The sequence below is a fragment of the Kineococcus radiotolerans SRS30216 = ATCC BAA-149 genome (assembly GCF_000017305.1).
GTDB classification, from domain to species: domain Bacteria; phylum Actinomycetota; class Actinomycetes; order Actinomycetales; family Kineococcaceae; genus Kineococcus; species Kineococcus radiotolerans.
The window spans coordinates 4,158,341-4,176,617 of sequence record NC_009664.2 but is presented as its reverse complement, the minus strand read 5'-3'; the positions used below and the strand labels follow the sequence as shown (position 1 = coordinate 4,176,617).

Annotated in this window: 22 protein-coding genes and 1 pseudogene; 14 read left to right on the top strand and 9 right to left on the bottom strand. The window is 71.3% G+C overall.

Going from position 1 to position 18,277, the window contains the following annotated elements; translation table 11 throughout:
* Positions 1-196 precede the first annotated feature (196 nt).
* The 5 genes from KRAD_RS19930 (at position 197) to KRAD_RS19905 (ending at position 3,974) form a co-directional block, all read left to right on the top strand.
* Positions 197-535, top strand: a complete 339-nt coding sequence (locus tag KRAD_RS19930) for a YciI family protein (protein WP_041292249.1) — start codon at positions 197-199, stop codon at positions 533-535.
* Between the two features lie 142 nt (positions 536-677).
* Positions 678-1,142, top strand: a complete 465-nt coding sequence (locus KRAD_RS27700) for a hypothetical protein (RefSeq protein WP_012087461.1) — start codon at positions 678-680, stop codon at positions 1,140-1,142.
* Positions 1,143-1,302: 160 nt separating this feature from the next.
* Positions 1,303-1,998, top strand: a complete 696-nt coding sequence (locus KRAD_RS19920; RefSeq protein ID WP_012087460.1) for an HAD family hydrolase — start codon at positions 1,303-1,305, stop codon at positions 1,996-1,998.
* A gap of 1,063 nt (positions 1,999-3,061) precedes the next feature.
* Entirely contained in the window at positions 3,062-3,592 is a 531-nt protein-coding gene (locus tag KRAD_RS19910; protein ID WP_157873660.1) for a hypothetical protein, read from the top strand.
* A gap of 181 nt (positions 3,593-3,773) precedes the next feature.
* Positions 3,774-3,974, top strand: coding sequence for a hypothetical protein (locus KRAD_RS19905; RefSeq protein ID WP_157873659.1), 201 nt, complete (start codon positions 3,774-3,776; stop codon positions 3,972-3,974).
* 96 nt (positions 3,975-4,070) lie between these two features.
* Here KRAD_RS19905 and KRAD_RS19900 read toward each other — a convergent pair whose 3' ends face one another.
* A complete protein-coding gene (locus KRAD_RS19900) occupies positions 4,071-4,643 on the bottom strand; it encodes an SMI1/KNR4 family protein (protein ID WP_041292246.1) in 573 nt (190 codons plus the stop codon).
* A gap of 387 nt (positions 4,644-5,030) precedes the next feature.
* Positions 5,031-5,210, bottom strand: coding sequence for a hypothetical protein (locus KRAD_RS19895; protein ID WP_041292245.1), 180 nt, complete (start codon positions 5,208-5,210; stop codon positions 5,031-5,033).
* Between the two features lie 56 nt (positions 5,211-5,266).
* On the opposite strand from KRAD_RS19895, the gene KRAD_RS19890 reads away from it, so the two are divergent.
* A complete protein-coding gene (locus KRAD_RS19890; RefSeq protein ID WP_157873658.1) occupies positions 5,267-5,686 on the top strand; it encodes a DUF6508 domain-containing protein in 420 nt (139 codons plus the stop codon).
* A 312-nt stretch (positions 5,687-5,998) separates the two neighbouring features.
* Here KRAD_RS19890 and KRAD_RS19885 read toward each other — a convergent pair whose 3' ends face one another.
* On the bottom strand, positions 5,999-7,054 hold the full coding sequence (locus KRAD_RS19885; protein ID WP_012087454.1) for a hypothetical protein: 1,056 nt from the start codon (positions 7,052-7,054) through the stop codon (positions 5,999-6,001).
* A gap of 201 nt (positions 7,055-7,255) precedes the next feature.
* Here KRAD_RS19885 and KRAD_RS19880 point away from each other — a divergent pair, with 201 nt between their 5' ends.
* Together KRAD_RS19880 and KRAD_RS19875 are read left to right on the top strand one after the other, a co-directional pair.
* Positions 7,256-7,792 (top strand): hypothetical protein, encoded by a 537-nt coding sequence (locus KRAD_RS19880; protein ID WP_012087453.1) that lies wholly within the window; start codon positions 7,256-7,258, stop codon positions 7,790-7,792.
* Positions 7,793-7,862: 70 nt separating this feature from the next.
* Positions 7,863-8,204, top strand: a complete 342-nt coding sequence (locus KRAD_RS19875) for a hypothetical protein (RefSeq protein ID WP_041292243.1) — start codon at positions 7,863-7,865, stop codon at positions 8,202-8,204.
* 638 nt (positions 8,205-8,842) lie between these two features.
* Here the strand turns inward: KRAD_RS19875 and KRAD_RS19870 are convergent.
* The 3 genes from KRAD_RS19870 to KRAD_RS19860 all read right to left on the bottom strand — a co-directional run bounded on the left by KRAD_RS19870 (position 8,843) and on the right by KRAD_RS19860 (position 11,527).
* Positions 8,843-9,109, bottom strand: coding sequence for a hypothetical protein (locus tag KRAD_RS19870; protein WP_157873657.1), 267 nt, complete (start codon positions 9,107-9,109; stop codon positions 8,843-8,845).
* Positions 9,106-10,470: an OmpA family protein gene (locus KRAD_RS19865; RefSeq protein WP_041292241.1), complete on the bottom strand. Its 1,365-nt coding sequence runs from the start codon at positions 10,468-10,470 to the stop codon at positions 9,106-9,108. Before KRAD_RS19865 ends, KRAD_RS19870 begins: the two co-directional genes overlap by 4 nt.
* Positions 10,471-10,702: 232 nt before the next feature.
* The gene (locus KRAD_RS19860) at positions 10,703-11,527 is read right to left on the bottom strand and encodes a hypothetical protein (RefSeq protein WP_012087448.1); all 825 of its coding nucleotides are present in this window, start codon (positions 11,525-11,527) and stop codon (positions 10,703-10,705) included.
* 355 nt (positions 11,528-11,882) lie between these two features.
* Here KRAD_RS19860 and KRAD_RS19855 point away from each other — a divergent pair, with 355 nt between their 5' ends.
* The 3 genes from KRAD_RS19855 (at position 11,883) to KRAD_RS19845 (ending at position 13,458) form a co-directional block, all read left to right on the top strand.
* Positions 11,883-12,332, top strand: coding sequence for a hypothetical protein (locus KRAD_RS19855; protein ID WP_238985776.1), 450 nt, complete (start codon positions 11,883-11,885; stop codon positions 12,330-12,332).
* A gap of 141 nt (positions 12,333-12,473) precedes the next feature.
* Entirely contained in the window at positions 12,474-13,082 is a 609-nt protein-coding gene (locus KRAD_RS19850; RefSeq protein ID WP_012087446.1) for a hypothetical protein, read from the top strand.
* The gene (locus KRAD_RS19845; RefSeq protein ID WP_012087445.1) at positions 13,072-13,458 is read left to right on the top strand and encodes a hypothetical protein; all 387 of its coding nucleotides are present in this window, start codon (positions 13,072-13,074) and stop codon (positions 13,456-13,458) included. Before KRAD_RS19850 ends, KRAD_RS19845 begins: the two co-directional genes overlap by 11 nt.
* 121 nt (positions 13,459-13,579) lie before the next feature.
* Here the strand turns inward: KRAD_RS19845 and KRAD_RS19840 are convergent, their stop codons facing one another.
* Positions 13,580-14,044 carry a hypothetical protein gene (locus tag KRAD_RS19840; RefSeq protein ID WP_041292239.1) on the bottom strand — a complete coding sequence of 155 codons (465 nt, stop codon included), beginning with the start codon at positions 14,042-14,044 and terminating at the stop codon, positions 13,580-13,582.
* A 127-nt stretch (positions 14,045-14,171) separates the two neighbouring features.
* Between KRAD_RS19840 and KRAD_RS19835 the strand changes: the two genes are divergently transcribed.
* Complete coding sequence (locus tag KRAD_RS19835) at positions 14,172-14,453, top strand: hypothetical protein (RefSeq protein WP_157873656.1); 282 nt, start codon at positions 14,172-14,174, stop codon at positions 14,451-14,453.
* A 62-nt stretch (positions 14,454-14,515) separates the two neighbouring features.
* Here KRAD_RS19835 and KRAD_RS25240 read toward each other — a convergent pair.
* Positions 14,516-15,752, bottom strand: a pseudogene (locus tag KRAD_RS25240) (IS3 family transposase).
* A 492-nt stretch (positions 15,753-16,244) separates the two neighbouring features.
* Between KRAD_RS25240 and KRAD_RS19820 the strand changes: the two are divergent.
* Both KRAD_RS19820 and KRAD_RS19810 read left to right on the top strand, forming a co-directional pair.
* Positions 16,245-16,610, top strand: coding sequence for a hypothetical protein (locus KRAD_RS19820; protein WP_041292237.1), 366 nt, complete (start codon positions 16,245-16,247; stop codon positions 16,608-16,610).
* Positions 16,611-16,780: 170 nt separating this feature from the next.
* Positions 16,781-17,949, top strand: a protein-coding gene (locus KRAD_RS19810) for an IS3 family transposase (RefSeq protein WP_238985862.1) whose coding sequence is annotated in 2 segments (ribosomal slippage) — positions 16,781-17,069 and positions 17,069-17,949 — 1,170 coding nt in all. Because the reading frame shifts where the segments join, the coding sequence is not laid out codon by codon here.
* Positions 17,950-17,955: 6 nt separating this feature from the next.
* On the opposite strand, the gene KRAD_RS24615 is transcribed toward KRAD_RS19810, so the two are convergent.
* Positions 17,956-18,249, bottom strand: coding sequence for an immunity 53 family protein (locus tag KRAD_RS24615; protein ID WP_012087439.1), 294 nt, complete (start codon positions 18,247-18,249; stop codon positions 17,956-17,958).
* Between the last annotated feature and the right edge of the window lie 28 nt (positions 18,250-18,277).

Below are 18,277 nucleotides of genomic sequence, written 5' to 3'. Positions count from 1 at the left end.
GGCGTCCCGGTGCCCGGCCCTGCGCTGCTCGGCCTGTCCGTCCGCGAGGCCCCCGGGGATGCCCGGTCACCCGAACCGCCGCGTTCCCTGCCGATCGAGAGGGTGGTGCGGGTCGGGGGCAGTAGGTGATCGTCACCGTGCACCAGCAGCTCGTCGCCCAGCAGACGTCCGGACCACCGCCTGGAGAGGAAGTCCCGTGCAGTTCGCCCTCATCTACTCCTACGACCCGAGCACCGACGGCCCGGCCGAGGCCGAGGTCGAGGTCGACCAGTGGCTCGCGCTCGACGCCGAACTGTCCGCGGCCGGGGTGACCGTCCACGAGTCCGGTTTCCACCCCGTCGACGAGGCCAAGGACGTCACCGTTCGCGATGGCCGGGTCTCGATCACCGACGCCCCTCGGCAGGGCAGCACCGTCGCCGGTCTCTACGTCGTGGACGTCCCCGACCTGGACGAGGCCCTGAGACTCGCAGCCGAGATCCCGACCGCCGCCTACGGCACGGTCCAGGTGCGTCAGGTCGTGCAGTTCGAAGGCTGACCGGCTCGGTGCGCGAGGTGGCCGCGACGAAGGCGCGCTCCTCCACGGCCGGTGCACGCCGACCACCAACGGTCGTCTCCGGGGATCCGGGGCTCCGACGAGCTCGAAGGGGAACGCCCCGCGTTGCACCACACTGGAACGCGTGCCGGACCCCACCTCGGACCGTCTCCGATCTGACCTGCACCGCACCTGGGACGACGTCGCCGCCGGACGCCTCAGCCGCGCGGCCGCCGCCGACTGGGCCGCGGACCCCGGCCGGGCGGTGGACTGCTCCAGCGGGCCCGAGCCGCTGCACCAGGCGTGGCTGCTCCTGCACGACCTGCGCCGCGCCCCCCTCGACGAAGCCGCCGTCATCAGCGGCGGACACCACGGGCGCGACGAACTCGCCGCCCGCTGGCGTGAGCAGTGGTGCGCCGAGCTCGCCCGCTACGACGCGGACCCGCTGACCTGGAACCGCGCCTACTGGAGCACGTACCTGCGCCGCACCGCCGAGGCGGGCCACCACCCCGCCCCCGCCCGCCTCGCCGCCCGGCTCGTCGAGCACGGCCTCATCCTCGACCAGGACGCCGCGGCGGTCCTCGGCCGGGCCTGGCCGCACGGCCCCTGAGCGGGAGCGCACCCCGCGGCCGTCCGCGATCCGGGCGTCCCTACCTGACGCCCCGCGGGGCCGGGTTCGGCCGGGCAGCGACCAAGCGGTCCGCCCGCTGGCCCCGGGCGGGCGAGCCGGCCACCTCGCGGGCGTCTCCAGGGCTCACTAAGCTGCGGGCGTGCCGCTGGCAGCCGTGGTCTTCGACCTCGACGACACCCTCTTCGACCACTCCACCGCGACGCGCAGCGGCCTGCGCACCTGGGCGCAGGCCCTGGGCCGGACCAGCACCCCCGAGCTGGAGGAGGCGTGGCGAGCCGCCGAGCAACGCCACTTCGCCTCCTGGCGCGACGGGCGGATCAGCTTCGCCGAACAGCGCCGCCGCCGGTTGCGCGACGTGCTGCCCCTGCTGCGACTGCCCGTCGGTGATGACGCCGAACTCGACGACCTCTTCACCACCGGCTTCCTGACCGCCTACCAGCAGGCGTGGACGGGGTTCGACGACGTCGACGCCGCCCTGCGGGCCGTGCAGGCGGCGGGGCTGCGCACCGCCGTGCTCACCAACGGCACCCGGCAGCAGCAGAACGCCAAGATCGAGGCCATCGGCCTGAGCGGGCGCCTGGGCCCGGTCTTCACCGCCGAGGAGCTCGGCGTGGCCAAACCCCGGCCGCAGGCGTTCCTGCGCGTGTGCGAGCACCTGGGGGTGGCACCCGAGCAGACGCTGTACGTCGGCGACGACCACAGCGTCGACGTCCTCGGTGCACGGGCAGCGGGCCTGCGCGCGGTGCACCTGGACCGCGCCGGCACCGCGACGGTGGAGGAGGAGGTCCGGATCACCTCCCTGCTCCAGCTCGCCGCGCACGTGAGCGAGCCGTAGACGGGCGCCGGTGGTGTGATCCCTCAGGTCCTCGGTGACGGTTTGCATCGAGACACCGGTGACAGTCGTGGAGGTGACCCGACGCGCGCTTGGAGTGAACGTTCGGGCGTTCCTCGCATCCGGGGTTGATCCTGCGCCGGCGGGTGGGCTTGTTCGATGAGGTGGGGCGGATCGAGTACCCGGAGTACGCCGACGTGGGGTCGATGGAGGACTTGGACACCGATCGGATCCCCCCTGCGGCGCGAGCTCGAGATGGTGTCCTCGACGTGTGACTGCCGTACCGGAGACCGGCGGTGTGAGGTGGCGGCATCTGCACGCACAACGCGGGATGACCATGACGTCCGCCCGCAGAGCTTCGACGTGCTCGTCCAGCTGAGCGACGTGAACCCGACCCTGCTTGCTCAGGGGCTCGCCCCTTCGTCTGACCCCCGTGGCCGACGAGGCCCCCGGGCGATCATCCGGCCACCCAGCACGGGGGCGCCCAGCAGAACGACTGCGACCCCACCCCAGAACGTCCCGACCAGTGGGTCGCCCGGCCCACAGGTCATGAAGCACCCGGTGAAGGACCAGTAGGCGCACAACACGCACCAGCCCGCCGGCACGACCATGACGAGGACTCCGGTGATGGCGATGACCCGACCGAGCCGCCGTCGTCGATCGTTGTGCGGTGCGTCCACGTTCTCCACCCTAGGGACGATCATCGGCAGCCTTCTGCTCTTCCACCTGAGTCCCGCGGTGGAGAGGTTGGACGACTTACCGCAGATCGACAGGTGCGGGCGATCGACGACTTCCTGGTGGCGGGATGACCGTGAAATCGTTTCCGACCCATAGTGGTGTCACGAGACCCTCAGCGAGGGCTCGTCATTCGCAGCGTGTCGATGGAGGCGTGGGTCGTTGACCTGGAGGGTGCATGTCTGAGCAGCCGGGGCCCGGCACGGCGCCCGGCACGGCGCCCGATGGCGTCAGTGCTGTCCTGCGGGCGTTGACGCCGACCGATGCCCTGGCCTGGGCGCTGCGGCCAGCGTCACGCAATCCGGGGCACCTGTCCTACGCGTGGGCGGTGGTGAGCGAGGAGGAGCTGGCCGCCGTGGCGGGCTTCTCCCCACCACGGGTACCGACGGCGGTAGGAGGCTTGTGCGAGGTGTTCGCCGTGCCTGGGCGCCACGGCAAGCCCCGTCTCCAGCGCGAGGAGTCGGGCAGGCCCTTCACTTCGTCGTTCGCGGTCTTCTACCTGCCGGCGTCCTCGACGTGGCGCACTGTGAGGAGGTCCTCGGTGCTGAGCAGCGACACCATGGCTCTCTACGTCCGTGAGGCTGATGAGCAGGAGTGGCCGAGGCAGATGGGGCGGCGGTGGCAGGAGTTCGACGCTGACGGTTCGTTGCTTCCCCTACCGACGGCGTCGGACTTCGCGATCGTGGAGGTCGCCGGTACCGCGGTGGGTGTCCAGGTCGACACCAGCGGAGCCGTGGCCTTGGGGTGGTCTCTGCGCCGTGAGGTGCGGGGAGCTGACCGTCGCTGGGACGTGGAGCTGCACCTGCGGCGTGAGCCGGGGGAGGCGCTGCGGTTGGTTCAGGAGGCGGGGCTGCTGACCTGAACGGAGAGCCTGGCCTGCTGGGCCGGTCACCGGCAGACGAGACGCCCAGATCGCGGGATGACCGGAAGTCGTCGTCACCGCCGTCGAGGTCTGCAAGCACCCGGGGACGAGGACCGAGCAGGAGCACAAGGCATCCCCTGCCGAGCAAGAGCGCTTCAGCTTCGTGGCCTGCCTCGGCGCCGTGCTCGTGTTCCTCGCGGTCGTGTTGCTCGTGAAGGAGAGCAGTCCGCGTGAGGTGGTGTCGAGCTGCGTGCTCCTCGTGGTGGGGGCGGAGCTGATGCTGCCTCGGGCGGAGCGGAGCGGCCGTGCGGTGCGAGTGGTGAGGACGGTGCTCCTCACGGTGGGGGTGACCCTGGTCGTCGTGAGCATCGCTGTGCTGTGACCCGGTGGTGGGGGTCGGTGCAGCGAGGAGCGACGTCACGCAGGAGCGCGCACAACGCGGGATGACCGTAACGTCAGCGGTGACGCCGGCGGCGCTTCAGATCTGGGTGAGGCCGTAGGTGGTGAGGTGTACTGGAACGTCGGCGGCCCAGTCGTCCCCATCTGCATCCCACCGGTAGGCCCCTCGCACCAAGAGTCTGTTCCACAGTTCAACCGTTTCGGTCAGGGACGGGGCGAAGACTCCAGGCCAGGTGGCCATCTCGTGGGTGTTCCAGTGCCGGACGGGAGTGACTGTCCCGGGCGAGACGTTGCAGTCGACCATCAGGTAGCTCGTCGCGACGTTCATCAGCGTCAACATCGACGGCCCTGGCTGCGCGAGACCGTCCGGGCGGTTTGGCTCAGTCAGCATGTCGGTCAACTTCACCGCGTACTTCCACGGCAGTGGCGAGTAGCCGCTGGGCAGCCGGAACGCGGGATCGTCGGTCATGCCGTCGTGCCAGGCGAACCAGATCCGCACCTCCTCGGGCAGAGGCAGCTCTGGCCGGTAGTCGTTCGCGGGCAGGGTCTCCACCTCGATCGGAGGCCGGAGTCCTCGCGCGATCTGGGGTGCCTGGGTCGTGAGGTGGTGTTCGAGGCGTGCCAGGGCGCTCGTCAAACGCTTGGCGTCCACTCGCCCGCCTGGCAGCTTGCTCGTGGTGTACCGGTTCATCGGTCCACCGCTTGTTGGGCGAACCCGCGGACATGGAAGGACCCGGGCCTGCCTAGCGTCTCGCTGCCTCCGCATCGACGAGGCGGCGCGGTCGCTGGTGCGAGGTGGTGCGGCTGATCATCTGCTGGACCAGCTCGCAGCAGCGGCCGCGGAAAGTGGCCTCGTCGCTGAGCTGCGGGTGGTGTCGGTCGCTGGCGGTGCTGGCCTCGCTCGCTGCTGCCCTGAAGGAAGTTGATGTGCTCGTCGATGTCAAGCTCCACGTCGGAGACCACCGCGGGCGCGGCGTTGAAGTCGACCACGACCTCGATCACGACGGGCACACCAGCAGCTTAGAAGGCTGGCCTGTGATCATCCGAACTTCGACAGGACCGTGACGTCGACGACCGCGGTGCCGGCCAACGTGGCCGCGGCCAGCGCGACGGCCGGCAGCACGGCGGGGTCGGTGCTGGAGCGGGCCATGACGGCAGGTGCGGTGGGTGCGTCGAGGCGCTGCTGGGCCGTCCGGGTGGCCACGGCGGCGGGGATCACCCGAGCAGCGCACCGTCACCGGTCCGTCGTGTCAGTTCCGCTCCTACGCTGGGGTGGTGCAGCAGCCCAGCGATGCGGGCTACGAGGCGGCGCTGGTCGCGGTGCCCGAGCAACTGTGGCGCGAGATCGAGGATTCTCTGGCGGTGCTGCCGGCCTCCACCGCCGGCAACGAGTGGAAGGGCGGGCACGAGACCCGGCCGGGCGTGCACCACTTCCCCTACATCCAGTACAGCCCCGGGGTCGAACTGCTGCGCACCCAGCTCGACCGCTCGGGGGTGCTGCTGCCCTACGACTGGGTGCACTGGCACGGGCGCAGCACGCACACCGATGCGGACTCACTGCGGCGGGCGCCGGTAGCCGACGCGGTGCGCTACCTCGTGGGTCTGCTGCGCAACGAGCGCTTCAACGAGGGCGCCCTCGACGCTGAACTGCGCGTGGGCGGAGTGGCTGCAGCGCTGGGGAACACGAGCGCCTGACGCCGCGCCCACACCGGTGAGCCCACCGGTCCCTAGGACAGCGAGCGATGGCTACCAGGTGCTGGAGCCGTCGCCGCGGTGCGCTCGCTGGTGCGTCGTCCCGGCGTGGAGCCCTCGTCGGGGCGGCTGGCGTCCAGGAGCGCGCCTGGAGGGGCGGCGCACCCGGCCTTGGTGGAGGCGGCGACGCGGGTCAGGGTGGGCTACCCACCTGTGGGTTCGGAGAGCCCCAGGACGTGGAGGTGCCGAGCGCCGAGCGCAGGATCAGCCGGGGCTGTACCCCCGTACCCGACCGGCAGCACCAGCGGCGCGCTGTCAGCGTCGGCCGCGGGCCCGTGCCCGTGCCCGTGTCCGTGTCCGTGTCCACCAGCTGAGTGGACGCGACGGCCCCTGGCGCCCGCCGGCGGTTCGTGTCTGCGTCTCCGCCCGCGCCACCGCCTCGGCCTCGCGTGCCACGAGCAGCTCCAGCGTCAGGGCGGGGCGCGGCCCGATGCCGTAGGCGGCCGCGACCTCCTTCACCGTGCGACCCACCGTCCGCTGGAACAGCGCCACGTCGGCCTCGCGGTCCGCGCCGAACTCGGCCAGCTCCTGGCGCCCGGGCTCCTCGCCCGTCGCGCGCCACACCCCCACCCGCCCGTAGCGGTGCTCCACCTCGGTCCCGGTGACGGGGTCGGGCAGCGCGCAGGTGCCCACCAGGGTCGAGCCGATCAGGGCGGTGAGCCACTGCGGCAGCAGCTCGCGCACGTGCAGCTCGCCGCGCACACCGCCGGGTGTGAGGATCCAGGTCACCGGGTGCGAACGCTGGACCGTCCACACCTGCGGCCCGACGAAGAGGCGGCACACGTCCTCGGTGTGCACGTCGATGCGGGCGCCCAGGGCGGTGAGGACCTGGACGGTGGCCCGATCCAGCAGGGGCGTGCGGACGAAGGGTTCGTGGGCGCGCATCGCCGCCACGGCGCGCTCCTCGGCGATCGCGTCCCACCGCGTCCGTAGCGCCTGCCGGTCCAGCGGGTGCCCGCCGTGCAGTTGCGCCAGCAGCCAGTCGGGGTCCATCTGCAGCCAGTACCGGAACACCAGGCGCGGGGTGCGCACGTCAGCACCCTCACCGGCCGGTATGTCGGTGGGGAGGTCGGCGAGGGTGCGGTAGCGCTGGTCCCACACCCTGCCCTCCCCCCACGCTGAGGCGTGCACGGCGAAGGGGACGTCGTTCCAGCAGCAGATCCAGGTCGATCCACCGTTCACGGAGACGTCTGGGGTCACCGTGCGCAGCAGCTCCTCGACGGTGGCGTCGTCGGGAACCTCCACGATGCGCTGGTGGCCCTCGACGTCGTCGCCCATGGCGACGCTGTCACGGTCGACGAGGATCTGCACGCATCAATCCTGCCGACTCCCCGGGGCCGGGACGCGGTCCGCGCACGCCTCGACCGGCGTTCTGCCGCGGCGGACGTGCTCATTCCACCCGGACGGTTGCACCTGACCGGTGCAGCCGCACCGCCCTGCACGCCGGGGGTGGTCGGTACTCATCCCGGCGTGAGCCGTTGGTGGCGCGGCTGCGGAGGTAGCGTCGGGACCGTGATCCTCGAGGACCTGTTGTGGATGGTCCTGGCCGTGACGCCGCCGGCCGGCGACAACGTCTTCACCGACCCGGACCTGCTGGTGGAGTCCTCCCTCGTCAGCGTCCACCTCGACGCGCTGGGCAACCAGGTGGCCGCGCTCATCGACCTGCGCACCTGCCCCTCCTTCGGCCTCGCCGACACCGCCGTCCTGCTCGCGCGCGGAGTCACGTCCCCGACGTGGGAGGCCGAGCGGAGGTCACCGGGCTTCACCGCGTGGACGATCCTCGGCTTCGAAGTCGACGAGGTCGATCCGGGAGAGGCGCACGGGAACGGCGTGGCCGAGGCCGAGAGCGCGGTGCGTCTGCAGCTGCACTGCCACACGGACACGTCCTCGACCGTGCTCGCCACCGGGGCGTTCTTCGTCACCGGCGCGGTACCCGGCATCGGCCCCGGCCAGCCCGACCACGGGGACGACTCCGCGACGGTTCGAGCCGGAGTCGCCGGCTGGACCTCCCCGTTCACCGTGGCCCAGGTGCAGCAGTTGCGGCGGTGAGGACGGCGAAGGGTCAGTGAGGACCGGGTTGCCGCGGTGGAGTCCCCCCGGCCCTGACTACCCTGCAGCGGTGACCTACCAGCGCTACACCGCGCGGCAGCGCACCGAGCAGCTGCGCACGCTGGCCGACCTGTCCGCTCAGCTGGAGGACCTGCTGTCCTCCCAGGGTCACGACGGTGGGCACTTCGGCCGCTACCGGCAGATCGTGCAGGCCCTGCTCGCCGAGGGCTGGGACGCCGACGACCTGCAGCAGCTGGGTCCGCACCTGCCCGCCTTGCCGGTGGAGACCAACGGCAAGGCCCTGGACGGCCCCGGGGCGTGGACGCCGTGGCTGGAGGAGGTCGCCGCGACGCACCGGCGCGCCGAGGACGTCGCCCTGCACCTGCGCGCCGTCGGTGGCGTCTGGCCGTAGCTCTCCGGCACCTCGAAGCGCACGAGTGCACGCAGCGCTCCGTCGCCCTCCTCCGCACGACGCAGCCCTGCCGAGCGGCACCGGTGGACGCGGTCGACGCTCACGCCGTGTGGGTGACCCGGTCGGGCCACTGTCCGTGGAACGGTGGGCCTCGTGGGCTTCGGCGGCCACGGCGAGATGGATCCGGCCTCCTGGTCCCCCGTCGATGACCACGCCCGCGTCCTGATCGGCCGGCACCCGGTAGGTTCACTACGGTCGTACCTCGGTGTTGGGGCAGATCGCGTGGGTCGCGCTCACCTCGTCTCCGGCGATCCTCCCGCCCCGAGCCATCAGTGCCACGGCGTCCTCCTCCCGTCCAGTGCCGGCCAGGCCCCTCTGGCCCACCGACGTCGGTGAAGACGTCTGCGATTCGGCGCGGGGCCCAGGCTGGTGGTCGCCCCGCCCTCGACCTGCACGCCCAGCACCTGCGCACCCGACGTCCCGCCACCGCTCGCGCTGCCGGCGCTGCCCTCCACCACGGTCAGCCGGCGAGCGACGGTGATCTGCCTGTCCCTCCGCTTCCTCGCCACCCGTCAGCTGGTCCGTCAGCACGTGCGGCGAGAACACGACCGACCTCGCAGCGGCCGTGGATTCGAGGATCAGCCGGTCACGGGGATTCCGGTCAGCCGGGCGGCGACGTCTGCGCTCGTCACCGGGGTGTTCTGCAGCACCACCTCGTCGGCGTCCAGGTCCGGGTAGATGGCGCTCGCGGTGAGCACCTGCCCCTCGGCCAGCGCCCGCACGTTCAGCGCGCACGCGCACAGCCGGGGTGAGGGCGCATCGCCGACGGCCGCGAAGAGCGGGAAGACCGCCGTGCTGCCCTGCAGCAGCACCGCCCCGCGGATGGTGTTCGAGCCGTCGGTCACCGCGAAGTCGCGGGGGTCGCGGAAGGTGCTGAAGAGGTTCGGGGCCGGCGGCAGGCCCGCCGCGCCGGCCGTCGCCGGCAACGCGGTGATCTCCAAGTCCACCACGACGTTCCCCTGCACCCGGCGAGCCGCCGCGGTGCGCACGCGGAACGGCCAGCCGGTCTGCGACTCGACGACCAGCCCCTCCGGACCGGTCGCGATGGCCGCCGGGCGGGCAGCACCTCACCGGTGCGCCGCCCCAGCGCGGCCCCCGTCGACGGCGTGCTGACGACCAGCTCCACACGGCGGTTGCGGGCGCGGGCCTCCGTCGAGGGCCCCGGGACCGCCGGTTCGGCCTCGCCGCGACCGTCCACCTGGAGCGGGTAGTCGGCCCCGAGCAGGGGTCCGAGCACGTCGGCGACCGCCTGCGCCCGGCGCCGGGACAGGTCGAGGTTGTAGTCGTCGGCGCCCTGGTCGTCGGTGTGCCCCACCACGGCCACCGGACCCGGCCGGCGGGTGAGCACGTCGGTGGCGGCCGTCTCCAGGACCGCCCTGGCTTCGGGGCTCAGCTCGGCCGAGTCGAGGGCGAAGAGCACGTCCGCGGCGAGCGCCACCCGCGCTCCCGCATCGCTGGTCTCGGTGCGGACGGTGCCCTGCAGGTCCTCGGCGTAGACCTCCAGCGGACGCACCGCCGCCGTCGCCGCCCCGTCCGGGTCGAGCGGTGCGGGACCGTCCTCCGCCGTGCCCGTACCCGTGCCCGTGGAGGCGTCTGGGGTGAGGTCGGGCGTCGGTCCCGGCAGCTCGCCGTCGACGACCGCCAGTGCCTCGACGAGCCCGGTGCCGGGCAGCAGCACCGCGACGTCCGGGGTTCCCGCCGGAGGAGCCGCGTAGGCGGCCTGCAGGCGCACCGTCTCGCCCGGCCGGACACCCCCCAGGCCCGAGTACCCCTCGGTCAGCACCCCGTCGCCCGCGGTGTCGAGGGCGACGGAGTGCGCCACGTCCGCCCGCAGGTCCAGCAGCCGCACGCCGCCCATGGGTGTGCGGTCACCCACCGGGTCGCGGAACAGGTCGCCCAGGGAGATCTCCCCGTCGTCCGGTGCCTCCTCCACCGTGAGGTCGAGGGTCAGCACCACCAGGTCACCGACCGCCGCCGGCCCGCCGACGCGGACCAGGGGGTGCAGCCCGAGCTGCAGGACGCCGCCGTCGAGCGGGGCGGCCCGCACGACGGCCGGTTCCCCTGCCCCGGACGAGGTCGTCTCGGCAGAGGTGGCCCCGGTGCCGGTGCCGGTGGAGGTCGGGGTGGACGGCAGTACGCCTCCACCGCCCCCGGTGCAGCCGGCGGTCACCAGCACCGCGGTGAGAGCGGCAGCGGCGGCCCGCACCGGGCCACGCAGAGCAGCCCCTGCCCGGGGACCCGACCCGGCGCGCTTCATTCCAAGACCTCCAGGGGCTGGGCACGTCCGCCCCGCTCAGGGCCTGTCCCGATCGTACGAGCAGCGGGAACACCAGTCCTGGACGCGGCCGATGCGTGAGTTCAAGCCACTGGAGGCCAGCGAGCCGTCGTCAGCAGCGACCTCCGCTCGTGGCCGAAGCTGACTGAGCCCCGTGTCCGGTCTAGTGGGGCGAGCCCTGCGCGCCCCCGTGCGCGGCTGTGCTCGCCGTGCACCCCGCTTCGCCGGGCGCGAGGAGGACACCGGCGGGCCACCACACCTCCACCGTGCCGTCGACTGCCCGGCGGCCGAGGAGGCACGCGTCGCGGCGGTGGGTCGTAGCCAGCGCGACACCCACCGCGCCGTCGCCGGTGGTGGCGTCCACGCGCAGTCCCTCCCGGGTCACGGGGCCGAGCCGGGCGAGCACGTCCTCGCGGGTGCTGGTCCCGTCGATGTCGAGGAGGACCGTCCGCAGCAGGACCTCGTTCTCCTCGTTCAGGTCGGCGCCTGCTCGCGCCCCGGGGACCGCGATCGCCGGCCGCTGGGGGCAGCCGTGCAGGCGGTGGATGCGCTTCGCGGTCGTTTCCTCGTGCGACCAGGCCGCCAGGCCGATGCGGTAGCAGTGCACCACGGTGGCGGCGGGATGGGTCCTCTCGAACAGGCGCACGGAGTTCAGGTGGGCGTCGACGTGGCCGGTGACGCGGACCTCGACGACCGCGTCACTGCCCTCGACCCGCCGGTGGTCCCCGTCGGCGCGGAGCAGGTCGACCGGCTCGTCCGGCATCCGGTAGCGGGCGCGCTCGAACGCGCTGGCCACGGCGTCGTCCACGGTCGGTGCGTCATCCTGTGCGTCGTCGAGGTACAGAGCCAAGGCCGCGGCCGTGCTGTCGGCGTCCCGTTCCGCAGCGGACTGGGCGATGCCCTCCGGGGACGTCGTCGAGCAGAGACGCACGCCTGCACCGACGACGACGACCGGGAGCAGCAGGAGGAGCAGACGTCGGCGGCGCACCCCTGCATCGTCACAGAGCGTCGTGCCGTGGGATCCGTGGCCCTGGCGGCTCCCCACGCGACCCGCGGGCGATGAGCAGACGACGATCGTCACCGGCCGATGTGGACCGCCCAGCGCTCCGACGTCCGCCCATGAACAACGACCCGGTGAGGGTTCGCCCGCAAGGACGAAGCGTTGCTGACGAAGCCTCAGTGATGTGACGTCTCAGGACATCGGCGACAGTCGATGGTCAGGACATCTGCGACGATCTTGGAGCTGAGTTGGCGGCGGCCACCTACAACAGCGCGGGATGATTGTGACGTCGGATGCGTCGAACGACCCTTCGCACCTGCCAGTGCGCGAGCATCATGCGGAGATGGACAGCACAGTCGCTGGAGCCCCGCCGAGACGACCCGTCCCCCTCGTCACAGTGCTGGGCGTCGTGCTGCTGCTCTTCGCCACCGGCATGGGCGCATGGGTGGTGTGGCAGCTCAGCGCCGGCGGGCGAGCCCCGGCGGCGTTCCGGGAACGCTCCCCCTTGCCGCAGTGCGCCTCGATCACCGTCCCCCAGGCCCAGCCCATCCCGACGGCCCTGACGGAGTGCCTGCTCAGCGCGGGTGCGCAGCGCGAAGGTGCGGAGGTCCTGGTGACGTCGCTGACCACGGAAGGCGACCCGATCGAGACGTACTACCGGGTGCGGCCCGGTGAGGGGGTGGAGGTCTTCACCGACGCCACCGCGGACTCCTTCGGCTCCGGGGAGTGGAGCCACGACCGGTGTCCTGACGTCGCGGCGCTGGAGAGTGGGCAGGGTTGCCAGCCTGAGTGATCGGCGCCCACAACGCGGGATGACCGGAAGATCCGTCACCAGCTGCCGATGCCGCCTGTGTCCAGCCCGGCAGGGCGGCTGCCCGGCCCTGGTGCGGTGATGGCGTCTCTCCGGCTGAAGCGCACTCTCTAACGTGATCGCGTGCTGAAGTTCATGGAGATGAGCCACGAGCAGGCGCTGGCCCACCGCGACGCCTACATGGCGGCGCTGCCGCGGCTGGTGCAGCGTCTCCAGGAGCAGGTGGCTGGCACCGGCGGGCCGCGCCTGGACGGCAGCGTGGACAGCCTGCGGCAGCTGGGGCCTTGGTTCGTCGCGCGGTTGGACGCCGACACCGACGACACCGACGACGGCTTCGATGAGTCGCCGCTGTGGTGGGACGTGCAGCAGCCGCTGCCCGACCGCGACCCGATCACCGACCGCCCCACCCGCTACCTGTCCCCGCGCCAGCTGCGCCTGGTCGACGAGGTCGCCGCCTACCTGGGCACCGTCCTGCAGACCGCCGTGCCGCAGGCGCGGTGGATCGTGTACCGGCAGAAGAGCCGGGGCCGGGCCCGCGACATCAACCACCACGCCACCATGCTCCAGGGGCCGTGGGCGCACGGCTCCGCGGAGGTCGACCCCGTCGGCATCGTCTACGGCCAGGCCCTGGCTCAGCACATGTACCAGCGGGGGCAGGACCCCGACCTCCTGCACGACTTCGCACTGTCCGTGGTCGGCACCGGTCCGGGAGGAGGTCCCGGTGGGCACTGAGTACGCGGTCTTCGCCGGCCGTCTGCGCCACTACGACGAGGACGCCCTGGACCGACTGGCCGTTCTCGATGAGGCGCTGCTGCGGCGGCGCTTCGACGCGCTGGGCGCGGACCTGGTCGACGGTGAGGACGAGGGGTCGTGGAGCCTGCCGACGGCGGTGTACGACATCAATCTCCTGCGTGGCGAGGACGGCCGGTGCCGGGTGGTGGTCGGTGAGCTCGGCCTCGACGCCGACGCCCGGGAGGAGGACGTCCGCACCGTCCTGACCGGCCTCCACCAGCTGGCCCGGGCGAGCGGGGCGAAGCTGTGGCACTGCTTCGGGGAAGGCGGCTACCGGGTGACCGCCCGACGTCTGGAGCGGGAGGTCCGGGCCTGAGCGTTCGACGGAAGGGCGCCAGCCCACCCACCTGGACGTCCCCAGATCGACAAGACCGCGACGTCGCCGACTGTCCATGATCGCGCACTGAGCGCGGGATGACCGTGAAGTGCCGCCCCGCTCAGGTACGGTTTGACCAGGCCTCATCCAGGACCGCCGCAGCATCCTGGTCGAGGAAGAGGCCGTGCTCGATGAGTCGGGCAGCGAGGCGGTCGGGTGCGGGGTGGCGGCCCGCTTCGACGGTGCGGCGCAGGTAGGCGCTCCAGTGGGTGCGGTTCCAGCTCAACGGGTCCGCGTCGTAGCGGGCGAGCTCGGCCTGCCACTGCTCACGCCGGCGCATGGCCAGCTCATCGCGTGCGAGGTGGCCGCCGCTGATGACGGCGGCTTCGTTCAGCGGGGCGCGGCGCAGGTCGTGCAGGAGCAGCCACGCCTGGTGCAGTGGCTCGGGTCCGCTGGAGTAGTCCAGGGCGCGGTCGGGGTCGGCGGCCCAGTCGGCGGCGGCGGTGCGGCTGAGGCGTCCGGCGGCGACGTCGTCCCAGGTGCGGCACAGGTCAGATCGGAGGTGATCCGAGGTGGGCGCTGGCACGTGACCCAGTGTGGTGCAGTGCGGGGCGTTTGGTCGTGAGCGCGGACCCGTCAACCGCCCAGGCGGCGGGATGACCGGACGTTCCCCGACGTGACGCGAGCTGTCGGGTCTGGTGCATCCTCGTGTGGTGGTCGACGACACCGAGGTGGGCCATACCGTCTACCTGACCTGGGAGTTGGAACAGCCGTGGACGTCTGAGGACCTCGACGCCCTGGCCGCTTCCTTACCGGGTGAGCCCTGCGTGCAGGACCCCACGGATGGGGGTGGACGCGTCGCCATCATCAGCCCGGCACTGACCGAGGCGGATGAAGAAGTGGCCGTCCAGGCTGCGGTTGCTGCGGTGCGCCGGGTGCTTGCACCCCGAGGCCAGCGCGGCAGGGTCGTTGAGGCTGTCAAGGCCCGGGTCTGATGGAGGGTGTGAAGCAACGCTCAGCCGCCCGTCAGGGCGGGAGTGGTGCTGAAGCGGGCCTCCTACTCCACCGGCGGAATCATCCCGAGCTCGCCGTGCAGGCGTCGGTGGTTGTACCAGTCGACGTACTCCGCCACCGCGATCTCGACGTCGTCGATGCCGCGCCAGGGACCGTCGCGGCCGGGGACGTGAGGGTTGCGGATGCACTCGGTCTTGAAGAGGGAGTTGAACGCCTCCGCCAGCGCATTATCGTAGGAATCACCGGTAGAACCGACGGAGGCGACCGCACCCTCAGCGGCCAACGCTCGCTGTAGCGAACGGCGACGTATTGGACGCCCTTGTCGCTGTGGTGCGTCAGCCCCGTCAGGTCCACGCCTTCGCGCCGGCGGGCCCAGAACGCCATCTGCAGCGCGTCCAGGGCCAGTTCGGTCCGCAGGTGGGTGGCGACCTGCCAGCCCACGACCCGCCGGGTGCAGACGTCGGTGACGAACGCAGCGTAGACCCAGCCCGAGCAGGTGCGGATGTAGGTGATGTCGGCGACCCACAAACGGTCAGGACGCTCAGCGGAGAACCTCCGCTGCACCAAGTCCGGGCGCTGATCGGGTGCGGCTGAGACCGTGGTCCGTGGTGGCTTACCGTTGCGGCGTAGCCCGTGCAGTCCGGCTGAGCGCATCAGGCGTTCGACGGTGCAGCGCGCGATGCGGGCCGGTGTCTGGCCCGGTGGGCAGCGCTGGGCGCGGCGGCGGTTGATGGCTGCGTGCAGCTTCCTGGCTCCGTAGACGCGCAGGTTCTCGGCGTGGACCTCGTTGATCTCGACCAGGGCGGCCTGGTCGCTGACCGCGCGGGCCGAGGGTGGTCGGTGGCGGGCGGCGTAGTACGTGCTGGGGGCGATCTGCAGCTCACGGCAGATCGGCTCGATTCCCAGCTCCTGCTTGTTGGTGTCGATGAACTCGACGACCCGGTCGGTGCTTGGCCAGGTGCTCAGCGAGAGGGGCGGTCGAGCTCCGCCGCGAAGAAAGCCGATGCGCGGCGCAAGATTTCGTTGGCTCGGCGAAGCTCACGGTTCTCCCGCTCGAGCTCGGCCAGGCGAGCCGCGGCGTCGGTCGTAGTACCGGGCCGGTCGCCGGCGTTGACCTCGGCCTGCAGGACCCAGTTGCGCAGGGTCTCGGCGTTGATGCCGAGCTGGCCGCCGATGCGTTTGAAGGCGTTGACCCGGGTGGTGGGGTCGCGGCGCGCGTCCAGCGCCATACGGATAGCTCGCTCACGCAGCTCGTCGGGGTACTTCCTGGGCGCAGCCATGGAGACCATCATCCTCTCGGAGGCGTCACTTGCAGGTCTCCATCAAAGCCGGGCCTCGACAGGCGGTGGTCTACATCGAGGCCGCTCCCCGGGCGGTGGACGCGGAGACGTTGAGCGAGCTGAACGGTGAGTAGTGGAGGGCTCCAAGTGACCCGATCTGCGGGATGACCGTGAAGTCGGCGCCGCTACTGCCATGCTCATGACGTGCGCCAGACGCTGAGGCTGTGGTGGACCCGCCGGCAGGAGGAGCGAGCCCGGTAGGCCTACCACGGCGATTGCTCAACCTGTGGCCATGACTGGCGAGAGCATGATCCAACCGAGGGGTGCGGGGAGTGCTCGTACGAGATGGAGCACGGAGATCCAGACGCGCCTGAGCACGTTTGCAGGGCCGAAGCTCCAGGATGGACGGCCTGACACACGAGACCAGCGGGATGACCGTGGAGTCTCGGTGGCGGGGCGCGCAGTCGCGCGGACAACAGGCACAGTGATCAGGTGATGGATCCGATGCCCGCGCTGAAGGACCTGGTCTGGCTCTTCGAGAGCGAGCCGGTGTACCCCTTCGGTGTCGAGGACGCGCCGTGGTCCTACGCCTGCGTCCGCTTCGCCCTGACTCGTGGCTCCCTCCACGTGGAGGTTGAGGTGGAGCCGGCTTCGGAGCTGGTCAAGCTGTCGCTGAGCTCGGGCGGTGATGAGCTGGTGGGTCTGGAGCTGCATCAGGTGCGGTCGCTGGTGGTGGAGAAGCGGGCGGGGCGGGAGCTGCTGGGCCTCGTCTTCGACGATCAGCTGCCTGTCGAGGGCTTGTGGTTGCAGACCAAGCCCATTTTGTCGGTGACCTGGCGCACCGGGGCGGGCGAGTAGGCGCACCCATATCGCAGGATGACCGCGCGGTTTGAGCTCGTGCAGGGTGGGGATCAGGTCTCGGGCCCTGCAGTGACGCTGCTGCCGACGTTGAAGACCGTCGGGTCTGCCCCCGCTTTGGTTGACTCCGACCTGTGAGGATCATGGTCCTCGCTGGAAGGATGAGCACCGTGCACAAGCGCTACCCCGACGAGTTCCGCCGCGACGTGATCGCCGTCGCCCGCCAAGGCGGGCAGACCCGAGCGAAGATCGCTAGCAGCTTCGGGATCTCCGAGTCCTGCCTGGGTCGCTGGCTGAGGATCGCTGACCGCGAGGACGGCAAGACGGCGTCCAACAGCACGCCTGCCGTGGGCGTGGACCTCGAGGCGGAGAACCGGGAGCTGCGTAAGCGGGCCAAGCAGCTGGAGCAGGAGAACGAGATCCTGCGGCGGGCGACGGCGTACTTCGCCCGTGACACGTTGCCAAAATGATCTACCCGCTGGTCCGTGACCTTGCCGGCGACGGGATCCCCGTCGCGGTGACCTGTCGGGTGCTGGGCTTCTCCAAGCAGGCTTACTTCAAGTGGCGCGCCGCTCCGGTCACCGACCGGGACTGGAACGACGCTCACCTCCTCAACGCCGCCGTCGACATCCACCACGACGACCCCGAGTTCGGCTACCGCTTCATCGCCGACGAGCTGCAGCAGCAGGGCGTCAGGACCTCGCGCAACCGCGTCCAGCGCTTGTGCAGCCTGCAGAAGCTGTTCTCAGCCCACGCCCGCAGACGCGGCGCCGGGCGCCGGCCGGGACCACCCGTGCACGACGACCTCGTCCGCCGTAAGTTCACCGCTGAGAAGCCGAACGCCCTCTGGCTAACCGACATCACCGAACATCCCACCGCCGAAGGCAAGCTCTACCTCTGCGCGGTCAAGGACGCCTGCTCCAACCGCATCGTCGGCTACTCCATCGATGCCCGCATGACTGCCGACCTCGCCGTCCAAGCCCTGTCGAACGCGCTGGCACTGCGCGGTGGGACCGATGTCCTTGAGCTCGTGGTCCACTCGGACCGCGGAGCCCAATTTCGTTCCCACCGCTACCTTCGCGCTCTTTCGGCAGGGCAAGCGCGTGGGTCGATGGGTCGGGTCGGGACCTGCGCGGACAACGCCGCCATGGAGTCGTTCTTCAGCCTGCTGCAGAAGAACGTCCTCAACCGCCGGCGCTGGGCCAGTCGGGAGGAGCTGCGCCTGGCCATCGTCTCGTGGATCGAGGGGACCTATCACCGCCGCCGTCGTCAGCAAGCGCTGGGTCGACTGACACCCATCGAGTACGAGACACTCCTGCAAGCCGCTCACGCGGCCTGACCGCCCCTACTGACGAGGGTCAACTGAAGTAGGGGCAGACCCCACGGTGTACCAGTCGTGTTCGCTGCGGTGCACCTCCTGGCGGGCGACGTCCTGGGCGGCCAGTGCGGTGTCCGTGAGGTCGATGCTCACGTGCCAGCCGGGGTTGTCCAAAGTGCTGATGGAGATGCCGCAGCCGTGCTCCCACTCTCCATCGCACTGCAGGGTGTACCAAGCCTGCAGCCATTGCAGCGTGCCGGGGGCGTCCTCGTCATCGGGGATGTCGGCTGCTGTTGGCGTGGGCTGCCGCTTGAAGATCATGTCAGCAAGCTAGTGAGTCGGGGTGCTC